Origin of the sequence: Pseudomonas sp. R5-89-07 (assembly GCF_003851685.1) — a bacterium.
Lineage (GTDB): Bacteria > Pseudomonadota > Gammaproteobacteria > Pseudomonadales > Pseudomonadaceae > Aquipseudomonas.
Genome location: NZ_CP027727.1, coordinates 2,169,534 through 2,181,365, shown reverse-complemented (window position 1 = coordinate 2,181,365; position 11,832 = coordinate 2,169,534). Strand labels below are relative to the sequence as shown.

The 11,832-nt window shown below is 60.0% G+C and carries 9 protein-coding genes; 2 read left to right on the top strand and 7 right to left on the bottom strand.

The genetic code is table 11. The features are described from left to right. Window positions 1–54: 54 nt before the first annotated feature. Entirely contained in the window at window positions 55–486 is a 432-nt protein-coding gene (locus C4J94_RS10105; protein ID WP_124386011.1) for a GNAT family N-acetyltransferase, read from the bottom strand. Next, the gene (locus tag C4J94_RS10100) at window positions 487–1,236 is read right to left on the bottom strand and encodes a carbon-nitrogen hydrolase family protein (RefSeq protein WP_124386010.1); all 750 of its coding nucleotides are present in this window, start codon (window positions 1,234–1,236) and stop codon (window positions 487–489) included. 147 nt (window positions 1,237–1,383) lie between these two features. Between C4J94_RS10100 and C4J94_RS27815 the strand changes: the two genes are divergently transcribed. Both C4J94_RS27815 and C4J94_RS10095 read left to right on the top strand, forming a co-directional pair. After that, a complete protein-coding gene (locus C4J94_RS27815; RefSeq protein ID WP_256657671.1) occupies window positions 1,384–1,518 on the top strand; it encodes a hypothetical protein in 135 nt (44 codons plus the stop codon). Window positions 1,519–1,852: 334 nt separating this feature from the next. Next, window positions 1,853–2,944, top strand: a complete 1,092-nt coding sequence (locus C4J94_RS10095) for a 3-deoxy-7-phosphoheptulonate synthase (RefSeq protein ID WP_124386009.1) — start codon at window positions 1,853–1,855, stop codon at window positions 2,942–2,944. On the opposite strand, the gene C4J94_RS10090 is transcribed toward C4J94_RS10095, so the two are convergent. The 5 genes from C4J94_RS10090 to mgtA all read right to left on the bottom strand — a co-directional run bounded on the left by C4J94_RS10090 (window position 2,941) and on the right by mgtA (window position 11,711). Then, window positions 2,941–3,363, bottom strand: a complete 423-nt coding sequence (locus tag C4J94_RS10090; RefSeq protein ID WP_124386008.1) for a chemotaxis protein CheY — start codon at window positions 3,361–3,363, stop codon at window positions 2,941–2,943. The genes C4J94_RS10095 and C4J94_RS10090 overlap by 4 nt on opposite strands. Window positions 3,364–3,496: 133 nt before the next feature. Then, complete coding sequence (locus C4J94_RS10085; protein WP_124386007.1) at window positions 3,497–7,111, bottom strand: transporter substrate-binding domain-containing protein; 3,615 nt, start codon at window positions 7,109–7,111, stop codon at window positions 3,497–3,499. A gap of 9 nt (window positions 7,112–7,120) precedes the next feature. After that, window positions 7,121–7,747, bottom strand: a complete 627-nt coding sequence (locus tag C4J94_RS10080; protein WP_124386006.1) for a response regulator transcription factor — start codon at window positions 7,745–7,747, stop codon at window positions 7,121–7,123. A gap of 295 nt (window positions 7,748–8,042) precedes the next feature. After that, entirely contained in the window at window positions 8,043–8,759 is a 717-nt protein-coding gene (locus C4J94_RS10075) for an MgtC/SapB family protein (RefSeq protein WP_065888250.1), read from the bottom strand. Window positions 8,760–9,005: 246 nt separating this feature from the next. Next, window positions 9,006–11,711 (bottom strand): magnesium-translocating P-type ATPase, encoded by a 2,706-nt coding sequence (mgtA, locus tag C4J94_RS10070; RefSeq protein WP_124386005.1) that lies wholly within the window; start codon window positions 11,709–11,711, stop codon window positions 9,006–9,008. Window positions 11,712–11,832: the final 121 nt, after the last annotated feature.

The following is an 11,832-nucleotide window of genomic DNA, read 5'->3' as shown; positions in this document are numbered from 1 at the left end:
CCAAGGCCTGGCTGGACCATCGAGCAACGGCAGCAAGAACATGGCGTCTGTGTTTTAGCCAGGGCGGCAGACGCGTTCCATCCGCCAAAATCCGTCTTCTTCACCGACAATGCTGAACCCCCTGCGCTGATAAAGCCTCTTGGCCGGATTAGTCTTGAACACGGTCAAACGCAACAGGCCCGGCTGTTGCGCCTTGAGCGCCATCTGCTCCAACACCCAACTGCCTGCGCCGAGCCCGCGGTATACCTCAAGCATATGCAGTTCTCGAATATAGAGTGCGTGACTGTCACGACTCAGGCTGATAAACCCGACTACGCCGTCATCGCTGCAGATCAGCCAGTTTTCCCGACCAGCCCAGGCCATATCGAAACCATCGTTGGACCACAGCAACTGGTTTTGCACGTAATAGCGATCCATCGCCCGATGAGTCAGGGTTCGTGCAAATGGCAAGTCCTGGTCCGATGCAGTGCGCAGGTGGAATACCATTTACACAGCCACCACGTGCCCAACCCAGTGCGCACCATCGCGACGGGCAATCACCAGCGCTTCGCCGACACCAGGCACCACCGCAAGCAAATGGCCATCGTTCGCCCAAATCGCACTGCGGCCAGCACAGGCCCAGCCACCCGACGGCCCACCATGGTTAGCCATCAATACCAGGAGATTATGTTCGACCGCATATCCCTGTAGCAGCGCGCAGTCCGTTGCGTAGCCGCTCTCGCTGATCAACACGCTCGCGGCATATATATTGGCGCGCGCTAGTGCAGCCTGGCGTGGATGATCGGCGTGGGAAAAGTCAGCGCAGACGGCCAGCGCGATACGATCATTTCCCCATTCAAGCACCGCGCCGCCCCGCCCCGCTGCAAACGCCACTTCTTCGCCCGGGTGCAGATACTGCTTGGTGTAGACCGCCAATGAGCCGTCCGCCCCGAGCACCAAGGCACCAATCAGTACATCAGCGTTTGGCGCTAGGCGCACAGGCATACCCACCACCGACGTCAGCTTCAGTTCCCGCGCCATCTCGCGCAATGGCGTCAGCAGTGGCGCTTCAGGCGCAATGGCCAAGTCTGCCGCAAGCGCAGGCTCATAGCCGGTCAGTGACAGCTCTGGAAACACCAGCAATTGCACGCCCTGTGCGGCCGCAGCCTGCATGAACACGAGATGCCGCGCGATATTGGCCGCTACGTCGCCTGCAGTAGAAAGAGTCTGCGCCGCAGCAAGGATCAAGGCAGTCATGGTCGCATCCTGGCAATCATAATTAGGTGGGTGATCAGCATATCGGCACTCACCCCATAGTCGTAAGCCCCCCTAACTAATAGAAATAACTGATTGAACCCACCCGCGCAGCTCTAGTAAGCTCCACCCATCATTTGGAGCGATACCATGTTGCAACTCACCCACACCCAGGTCTGCCCCGCTGCCAGCGCATCGCGCTCGGTGTCGGCTACCCGTGTGAACGGTTCGAGCGCACTGGTCAGCTTTTATTTTGGGTATTGGTTTAGCCACTGGCGCGCCTGATACCTGAAATCGGCGCCCACCACTCAAGGGGTCGCCTACCAGAGAAATCTAACCCCCGGTCGGCTCCCCGATCGGGGGTTTTGTTTTTCCAGGCCCTGATAATTTTTTCGATCAAGCACACTTAAAGGAATCACGTCATGAACTACGCCACCTATTACCGCTACGACACTTGCGCTGCATGGCGATTTAGCCAGCTCCGTTCGGGACAGCCTGCCGCCTCCGATCGGTCGCCTCTTGGTGGCAAGCCAACGCTGGCCGATACGGCCAATTGTCGAACACCCCAGTAGGCCAGGCGCGCGGGAATTGCCCGCCGCTTGCCCAGGAAACCTTGAATATGAACGCCTCTGTCGCCGCTTTGCCCGTCTCTACCCTCAACAGTGCCAATGAAGCCTTGACCCAGCGCCTGCCCAGCGCCATGGAACTCAAGCATCAACTGCCCCTCAGCCCGTTCCTCAACGAACAGGTGCACACCCACCGCCAAGCCGTGCGCGCCATCCTCAATGGTGAGGATTCACGCTTGCTGGTGATTGTCGGCCCATGCTCGATACACGATCCACAATCGGCCATGGAATACGCGCGCAATCTGAAGAAGCTGGCGCTTGAAGTCAGCGACCAGATGCTGCTGGTCATCCGCGCCTACGTCGAAAAACCCCGCACCACCATTGGCTGGAAAGGCCTGGCTTACGATCCGCACCTCGATGGCAGCGATGACATGGCCGCGGGCCTCACCCTGTCCCGTGAACTGATGCGCGAAATGCTGCGCCTGGGCTTGCCGGTCGCCACCGAGCTGTTGCAACCCATGGCCGCCGGCTACTTCGATGACCTGCTCAGTTGGGTCGCCATTGGCGCGCGCACCACCGAGTCGCAGATCCACCGCGAAATGGCCAGCGGCCTGGGCATGCCCGTAGGCTTCAAAAACGGTACCGACGGCGGCGTCGCGATTGCCTGTGACGCGATGCGCTCGGCTTCGCACCCACACCGTCACTTCGGCGTCGACGGCCAGGGGCATCCTGCAATCATCCAGACTCCCGGCAACCCCGACACCCACCTGGTACTGCGCGGCGGTCACCGCGGGCCAAACTACGATGCCCAGAGTGTGTCCCAGGTGAAACACGACCTGGCCAAGTCCAAGGTAGCGGCACGCATCATGGTCGATTGCAGCCACGCCAACAGCGGCAAAGACCCGCTGCGCCAGCCAGCGGTGTTCAGCGAGGTGCTGGAGCAACGCTTGCGGGGCGATACGTCGTTGATCGGCATGATGCTTGAAAGCCACCTGTTCGAGGGTTGCCAGCCTCTGAGCCCGTCAATGAAATACGGCGTGTCGGTGACTGATGGTTGCCTGGGTTGGGCGGGCACCGAGCAGTTGCTGCGCAATGCCGCCGAGCGCCTTCGTGGACACAGCAACATGGCGCCGGCGCTGGACTAGACTCCGGCCAGCGGCTGGCGGGACAACGCCCTCAACCACGGCAGCACCCGCAAGCCGGTCCTGGCCTTGGGTGGATCGATGATGTCCATGAAATGTTCGAGGTTGACGTTGTCTGGCACGCCCGGCAGGCGTACCGCTACCGTCGGCATTGCGCCGGCGGGATTAGCCAGGTCAAGGTTGTCGTATACCAATACATGACGAACCTGAGGATGGGGCCCACTCGTATGGGCCGCCAGCCCGGCATTGATGATCAGTACGTCGAAGGGGTCGGCCGGAATCGCGGTGAGAATCTGCACCTCTTCAAAGGTTTGCACCGGCACAATCCGGTAATACCCCAACTGGTTAAGCATTTTTTCGATGTACAGGCGTTGCAAGTGCAGGTCATCGGCAATCAGGATGGTCAGTGCTTTGTTCGGCATGGCAAACCCCTGGGCAGGCAGCGCTCGTCAGTGAGCGTCGCCCATTTTCCAGACATACCGCGCCGACAAAATCAGGCATGTTCCCCCATCGCGTAGGACTTCTCCCAAAATCTGCGGATGGCCGTCATTGGGATCAAGTCTGATTGCAATGAAGGCTCAGCCCCTCATGCAAAGCGATGATCGCCACCTCCACCTCATCGATCACAGCCCCCAGCGCGTTGCGATCTTGCCTTTCACAGACGGCCTCCAGCGCTTCACAGCGAGCGATCAACGCGTGTGCCTTGACCATTCGCGCTCCGCCCTTGGCGCGATGTGCAAGATCGTGCAGCGTGGCGAAGTCAGCCTTGTGTCGCAGCGCCGGGAGTAGCGCCCGATCCGCCTCCAGGCTGTCGAGCAAAGGTATCAACAGCTCGGTGAGCGCGTGATGATCCTCCCCGGTCAACACGATCAAGGTACTCAAATCAAATGCCGCAGGTTCAGGGCTGAGGGCGTAAGTGGAGCGCGATGCCAGCGCCACGCGCAAATCGTCAAGCCCGGTGGGCTTGAACAGGCATCCATCCATACCGGCTTGCCGACAGCGCTCGGCCTCCTCGGGTTGGGCATTGGCGGTGAACCCCAAGAGCAGGCATGGCGCCAGGCCTCGTTCACGTTCCAATACGCGGATGTCCTGGGCCAACTGGTAGCCATTCTTGAACGGCATATTGCAATCGGTGATCACGCCATCGAACTGCCCGGCACGCCATAGCTCGAGCCCCTCAACTCCGTCCTCGGCCGTGGTGATACGGTGGCCCAGGAAACTCAACTGTCGAGCCAGCAGCAAACGGTTGGCCGGGTAGTCGTCCACCACCAGAATACTCAGGCCCTGGGGCGGCGATACCGAAGCATTCGCCGGCGCCCCCTCCTGCGCCAGTATCGCGGTCATGACCAGAGCCAGCGTCACATCTACACGCGTGCCCTGCCCCAGCACACTGCTCAAGTGCAGCCGGCCCTCCATCATTTCGCACAAGTTGCGGCTGATCACCAACCCCAGGCCGGAGCCGCTACGTGCCGACTGCTCACCGTTGCCGGCCTGGATAAACGGGCTGAACAGGCGCAGCTGGTCTTGGGCACTGATGCCAATGCCGGTGTCCTGCACCCATAATCGCAGCCCCAGGTGCTCGCCTTCGAATGCCGCATGAGCGCCGAGCGTGACCTGGCCCTGGTGGGTGAACTTGATGGCGTTGCTCAGCAGATTCGATACCACCTGCTTGAATCGCAATGGGTCAATCAGAACCACGCGGTCGATCAACGGATCAAGTTCAACCTGCAGTGCCAACCCCTTGGCCCGCGCCAGACCTTCGAACACCCGCGCCACCGAGGTCAGTAATTCGTGCAGATTGGCCGGTTCCAGGGCCAACGACAGATGACCGGACTCGATCCGCGCGATGTCGAGAATATCGCCGATCAACTCCAGCATGCCACGCGAAGCCTCCGACGCCACCTCCAGGGCATCCCGGTCAGCCACGCCCTGCTCGGCATTCTTCAGGGCCAGCTCGATCATGCCGATCACCGCGTTCATCGGCGTGCGAATCTCATGGCTCATGGTCGCCAGAAAGGTGGTCTTGGCCCGGCTGGCGGCGTCGGCGTCGTCCTTGGCTTCCTGCAACTGCCCCAACAACTGTTGGCGTTCGCTGACATCCACCCAGCCGGCAATCATGCCCACCACTTTCTCGTCACCGTCGCGGTAGGGCAGCATCCACTGGTAGATGGTCAGGGCCTCGCCAGTGGGCAGCTTGAGTATACGGTCATGAATCTGCGGCTCGCCGTCTGCCATCAAGCGCAGGTAATCCTGTTGAAACGACTGAGCTTGTGGCAGGTTACCGGCATCGGTTTCCACCACGGTTTTGCCGATTACGTCTTCGAGCTTATAGCCAAATACGTCCAGGTAAGCGTTGTTGCAGGCCATCAATCGCCCCTGCCGGTCGCGCACGTAAATCGGGTGTGGGGTGCCGTCGATCAATACGCTCATAAAGCGCATCTGGTCGCTCAACGCCCGTTCGGCCTGGACGCGCTTGCGAATCAGGCCGCGCAAGTAGATGGCCCAGCTCAGCGTGACGATCAGTAACAGCGCGGCCAGCCCGAACCCCTGGATGATCACGTTGCGGTGGCGCAGCCAATAACTGTCTTCGATGATCAACTCGCTGCGCCATTGGCCGATCATCTCGTCCATTTCCTGCGGGGTAATGCTCAGCAGCGCCTTGTCGAGGATCGAATAAAGCTCCAACTGACTGCGGTTGACCCCGAACGTGATGCGCGCAGGGTCCGAACCCACCGTGCTGGTGATGCGCAACCGGTCGCGGTAATACCGGGCGATCATATAGCGCGCACTGATCAGCGAATTGACGGCGCCTTCCGCTTCGCCTCGCGCCACCATCGCCATCGCCTGTTCCGCGCTTTCTACATCGATAAACAGGATGCCGGGAAAGTCCCGCGTGAGGGTATCGCGCAGTCCGTTGCCGCTGATCATCGCCAGGCGCTTACCGACCATATCTTCCAACGTGACCGGGCTGTGTTCATCACCTCGGGTTACCAGCACCAGAGCGTTGGTCAGGTAGGGCCGGGTAAACCGTACCTTTTCGGCGCGTTCGACACTGGGGGTCACGACCGCCAGCATATCCGCTGCGCCCACGCTGACCTGTTCGATCTGGCTTGGTATCGAGCTGCCTCGCACCACGTCGAACTTCAAGCCGGTACGCAGGCTGACACGTGACAGCACCTCGGCACTCAATCCTTCGAACTGCCCCTGGTCATCGATGACTGACAGCGGCAGGAGTTTGTCGAGCACCGCGACCTTGACCCGTGGATGCTTGAGGAGCCAGCGCTGTTCGCTGGCACTCAGGTGCAACCGACCGGCGCCGACAATGCCCAGGTTGCCGCCGCTCCAGCGGCGCAATATTTCCATCTGTTCACCTGCGGGAATCGCTTCCAGCGCCGCATTGATGATCGGCGGCAGCCGCCTATTCTGCCGGGTGAACGCAAAGGCAAACGGGTTGACTTCGAGGGTGGAAAAATCTGCCATGCGCACGATATTGAGCTGGTTGCGGTTGATCAGGTAATTGGTGCTGATGGCATCGCCCAGATACACATCGGCGCGGCCAAACGCCACCGCGCCAATAGCCTCGAAGGCCGAAGAGAACAGCTCCACCTGGGCTTTGGGGTAGAAAGCCCGTACCACCTCAGGCTGCAGATAGTGATAAAGCATCGCCACGCGCTTGCCCGCCAAGTCATCGCTCAGCGCCTGGCTGTCGTTGGTGCGGGTCACCAGGGTGGGTTGATCATTGGCGTACGAGCGGGACAAGACCAGTTGCGGGTCGGCCGCTTCATAACCATTGGCCGAGCCGAGGAAATCCACGTCGCCACGCTTGAGGGCTTCAATCACTTCATCGCGGGTTTCGTAACACCGCACCTCGATGGTGATATTCAGGGCCTGGCTGACCAGCGCTGCAAAATCGGCGGTAATGCCTTCGAGTTCTTCACGGTTATTGGTCAGGTCAAAGGGGGCGTAATCGGGAGCGGACACCCCCATCAGCAACCTGCGCCGTTCGCGCAACCAGCGCCAGTCAGCCTCTTGCAGCGTGACGATGGGCGGCTCAATACGAGAATGGCCCAACAGTCGCAAGACGTTGGGCTCATCAAAGGCCATCGCGACCATGGGCAACAGGCTCAACCAGAGGATCGTGGCGAACCGCTTGAACGCGACGGCGGTCATTTAAAATGATCAGATCAGATGATTGCGCTGGGCAAATTTGGACAGATGCACCACTGACGACATACGTAACTTCTCCTTGAGGCGTGTCTTGTAGGTGCTGATAGTCTTATGGCTCAGTAGCATGTCTTCGGCAATTTCCTTGTTGCCCAGCCCCAGGGCCAGCTTCTGTAATACGGTCAACTCACGATCCGACAGGCAGTCGATCATCTGCCGCTCTGTCTCTTGCAGATCGTCACGGCGTACCGAACTGGTCGGCAGGCTTGGGAAACAGCTGTAGCCTGACTGGATCGCTCTGATGGCCTTTTGCAGTTCGTCCAGCTCGCCGGTCTTGGCCACGAACCCCATGGCTCCGGCCCGCATGCAACGGGTGGAAAAAAATACGGCCAGGTAAGAGGTCAACACCAGGATCCTGCATGGCAGGCCCAGGGTCTTGATTCGACTGATAACCTCCAACCCTCCCAGCTTGGGCATCGCCAGGTCAAGGATGATCAGTTCGGGACGTTGCTCGCGCGCCAATTGCATTGCATCCGCACCGTCACCCGCCTGATAAATTTCATCGAATCCTTCCAACTTCAGCAAATGCTTGACCGTCGCACGTATAAACGGATGGTCATCCACAATTAATGCTTTGCTCATACATACCCCTAGGCGGTCAACGTACCCTTACATATCAAATGGGACCTCGGCACCTGTGAGAAATGACAGTCCCGACAAACGGCACTGCGCGCTCCCAGGACGATAATCGGCATTTCACCTGGCCCCTTGCATTCCAACATCATCTGACGGCCAGAAGCGAATGAGCGGCCAGCCGTAAGTGCGCAACCTTAGCAATGCAATGACGTTTTGATTGAAGGGATAATCCTGACTACTTGTAGGATTTTTTCCCGGAAAAATCCTGAGAGGTATTGTCTCGAGGGGGTATGCAGTTGAGTCAATCGGTAGTACTTGGGCTCCAGAACGCCTGCACTACCAGGCTGGAGGTGGAGATACGCGCCACCAACGCATCCAGCTCATCACCGTCAACCGACGTCGCAGCCAGGGTGGCCTCGATTTCGACTTCTTCGCTGCCGAACGGCCTTACATCGACATCGCTGGCCGGGTAGTTGCATCGCGCCAGCTCGGCTTCCAGCAGCACCATGACCGCCTGTTGCTGGCTACGCCGCGCGATGACATAGAGGATGTTGGTGACCTCGGCCGATACCACGTCCAAAGGCTGGCGGTTGATGTTGTTGACGATCGGACGCAACAAGGTATTGGCCGCCAGTACGAACAGCGTCCCCAGCAGCGCCTCAAGGATCAGGTCGGCCCCCGCACAGGCTCCCACTGCGGCCGATGCCCAGAGGGTGGCGGCCGTGTTGAGCCCGCGCACATTGCCTTCTTCGCGCATGATCACCCCGGCCCCCAGAAACCCGATGCCCGACACCACATACGCGACCACGCGCACCGCGCCTTCCGCACCGCCCAGGCGATTGGCCATGTCGACAAAAATCGCCGCGCCGACCGCCACCAGCACATTCGTGCGCAAGCCTGCGGTGCGTTGGCGGTACTGGCGCTCGAAGCCGATCAAACCGCCGAGAATAAAAGCCGCGGTGAGACTGACGACGGTATCGACCAGCGAGTCGAGGTTGATGTTGTTGATTGCCTGCATAAAAAAATCTCCATGACTGCTGCGGCAACTGGAAATGCCACGAATCCGTGCGAGCCCATCGCGGGCAAGCCCTAATGTCTTTTTGTAGGAGCGAGCTTGCTCGCGGAGAACTCAGGGCCACCGCGTTTATCCAGAATGAACGCGTTGCCTAAGGGTTTTTCGCGAGCAAGCTCGCTCCTACAGGGGGCCACTTTCGCTTGGCTAACGGTCATTAGGGCAAGCCCGTCCCCCGGCAGAAAAAACGTGTTACTGCCAGCCAAACTTACGGATGTAATAGCCCTTCACCGCCTGGGTAAGTGCCATGTAAGCCAGCAGAATCACTGGCAGGAACACGAAGTACAGCGACGGCAGTGCCTGCAATTTGAAGTAATGCGCCAATGGCCCCATCGGCAGGAAGATGCCGACGGCCATGATCACCCCCGTCATCACCATCAATGGCAGCGCCGCACGGCTTTGCAGGAACGGGATTTTCGGGGTGCGGATCATGTGTACGATCAAGGTCTGGGTGAGCAACCCCACCACGAACCAGCCCGACTGGAACAGGGTCTGGTGGTCCGGGGTGTTGGCATCGAACACATACCACATGAGTGCGAACGTGGTGATGTCGAAGATCGAGCTGATCGGCCCGAAGAACAACATGAACCGCCCCACATCACCCGGCTGCCAGCGTTGCGGCTTGGCAAGCATCTCCTCGTCGACGTTGTCGAACGGAATCGCGATCTGCGAGATGTCATACAGCAGGTTCTGCACCAGCAGGTGCATCGGCAGCATCGGCAAAAACGGGATAAACGCACTCGCCACCAGCACTGAGAACACGTTGCCGAAGTTGGAACTGGCGGTCATCTTGATGTACTTGAGCATGTTGGCGAAGGTGCGTCGGCCTTCCAGCACGCCCTCCTCCAGGATCATCAGGCTTTTTTCCAGCAGGATGATGTCAGCCGCTTCCTTGGCGATGTCCACCGCGCTGTCCACCGAGATACCGATATCGGCCGTACGCAGTGCCGGCGCATCGTTAATGCCGTCGCCCATGAACCCGACCACATGCCCGTTGGCCTTGAGCAGGCGCACGATGCGCTCCTTGTGGCTGGGCGTGAGCTTGGCAAACACGTTGGTGGTTTCCACGGCCAGGGCCAGCTCGGCGTCGGTCATGCCTTCGATGGCGTTGCCCATCAGCAGCCCTTGTTGCTCCAGGCCCACTTCACGGCAGATTTTCGCGGTAACCAGCTCGTTGTCGCCCGTCAGCACTTTGACCGCGACGCCATGGGCCTTCAGCGCCTTGAGCGCCGGCGCGGTGCTTTCCTTGGGTGGGTCAAGGAAGGCCACATAACCGATCAGGGTCAGGTCGTTTTCGTCCGCCAGGCTGTAGGTGTCGCGACCCGACGCCATCGGTTGCGCGGCCACGGCTACTACGCGCAGGCCTTCTTCGTTGAACGCTGCGGTGACCTGGCGAATGCGCGCCAGCAGATCGTCCGTCAACGCCTCGTTGACCTCGCCGTGACGCACGGTGCTGCACACCGACAGAATCTCCTCAACCGCACCCTTGCAGATCAACAAGTGCGGCTGGTTCTGCTCGGCAACCACGACCGACATGCGGCGGCGATTGAAGTCGAAGGGAATCTCATCGATCTTCTGAAACGCGGTACCCACTTTCAATTCACGATGGATTTCGACGTGCTCGAGCACCGCCACGTCCAGCAGGTTTTTCAAACCGGTCTGGTAGTAGCTGTTGAGATAGGCCATTTCCAGCACATCCTCGGATTCCTGCCCCCACACATCCACATGGCGCGCCAGGAAAATCCGATCCTGCGTCAGCGTGCCGGTCTTGTCCGTGCACAACACATCCATGGCGCCGAAGTTCTGGATCGCGTCCAGGCGCTTGACGATGACCTTCTTGCGCGACAGGAACACCGCGCCCTTGGCCAGCGTCGAGGTGACGATCATCGGCAGCATTTCGGGGGTAAGGCCCACGGCGATCGACAGCGCGAACAGCAAGGCTTCGGTCCAGTCGCCCTTGGTGAACCCGTTGATGAACAATACCAGCGGCGCCATCACGAACATGAAGCGGATCAGCAGCCAGCTGACCTTGTTGACCCCATGCTGGAACGAGGTGGTGGCACGGTCGGTCGCCGTGACGCGTTGCGCCAACGCACCGAAATAGGTGCTGTTGCCAGTGGCCAGAATCACCGCAGTGGCGGCGCCGGACACCACATTGGTGCCCATGAACAGGATATTTTCCAGGTCCAGTGGGTTGCGCGCATCGGCATCCTGCTGCTGCACGAACTTCTCCACCGGCATTGATTCGCCAGTCATTGCCGCCTGGCTGACGAACAGGTCCTTGGCACTGAGTACGCGGCAATCGGCGGGAATCATGTCACCGGCCGACAGTACGATCAGATCGCCTGGCACCAGTTGCTTGATCGGCAGTTCAAGGCGCTTGGCCGCGTCCCGGCGCAACACCGTGGCCGTGTTGCTGACCATGGCTTTCAAGGCGTCAGCGGCCTTGTTCGATTTGGCCTCCTGCCAGAAGCGCAGCAAGGTCGACAGCATCACCATGGAAAAAATCACCGTGGCGGCCTTCATGTCCTCGGTCAGCCAGGAGATCACCGCCAGCAGGGTCAGCAGCAGATTGAACGGGTTTTTATAGCAGTGCCACAGGTGCACCCACCACGGCAGCGGTTGCTCATGCTCGACCTCATTGAGCCCGTACTGCCCACGCAACGCGTCGGCCTCCTGGGCGTTCAGGCCCTCGGCGTGGCTGCCCAGCATGCCCAGCAGTTGCACGGCGCTGCCATTGGCCGCCGCCACCAGGGTTTGCGCCAGGCTGGGCGGTACTTCGCGGCTGACACTGGCGTCGGTCACCGTCTCAAGCATCGCCAGGCGCCGAAAATGCCGGGCGATATGCCGGGTCCGCAGGAAGCCGGCGAAGAACTCTTTGAGCAGCGTGAGGTTCATGGTGTTACTCCTGCGCGAGGAAAAACCGTCGTGCAGGTACTGCCTGTCCACGCCGCGCCTTTTAAACAGGCGCAGCCGAACCTGGCCCGCCCGCCGTAAACGGCAGGCGCGTCCGTAGCAT

What these genes read in the sequence shown, in the direction of transcription:
- C4J94_RS10105 (WP_124386011.1), bottom strand. Translation starts at nt 486, where the DNA reads ATGGTATTCCACCTGCGCACTGCATCGGACCAGGACTTGCCATTTGCA.
- C4J94_RS10100 (WP_124386010.1), bottom strand. Translation starts at nt 1,236, where the DNA reads ATGACTGCCTTGATCCTTGCTGCGGCGCAGACTCTTTCTACTGCAGGC.
- C4J94_RS27815 (WP_256657671.1), top strand. Translation starts at nt 1,384, where the DNA reads ATGTTGCAACTCACCCACACCCAGGTCTGCCCCGCTGCCAGCGCATCG.
- C4J94_RS10095 (WP_124386009.1), top strand. Translation starts at nt 1,853, where the DNA reads ATGAACGCCTCTGTCGCCGCTTTGCCCGTCTCTACCCTCAACAGTGCC.
- C4J94_RS10090 (WP_124386008.1), bottom strand. Translation starts at nt 3,363, where the DNA reads ATGCCGAACAAAGCACTGACCATCCTGATTGCCGATGACCTGCACTTG.
- C4J94_RS10085 (WP_124386007.1), bottom strand. Translation starts at nt 7,111, where the DNA reads ATGACCGCCGTCGCGTTCAAGCGGTTCGCCACGATCCTCTGGTTGAGC.
- C4J94_RS10080 (WP_124386006.1), bottom strand. Translation starts at nt 7,747, where the DNA reads ATGAGCAAAGCATTAATTGTGGATGACCATCCGTTTATACGTGCGACG.
- C4J94_RS10075 (WP_065888250.1), bottom strand. Translation starts at nt 8,759, where the DNA reads ATGCAGGCAATCAACAACATCAACCTCGACTCGCTGGTCGATACCGTC.
- mgtA (WP_124386005.1), bottom strand. Translation starts at nt 11,711, where the DNA reads ATGAACCTCACGCTGCTCAAAGAGTTCTTCGCCGGCTTCCTGCGGACC.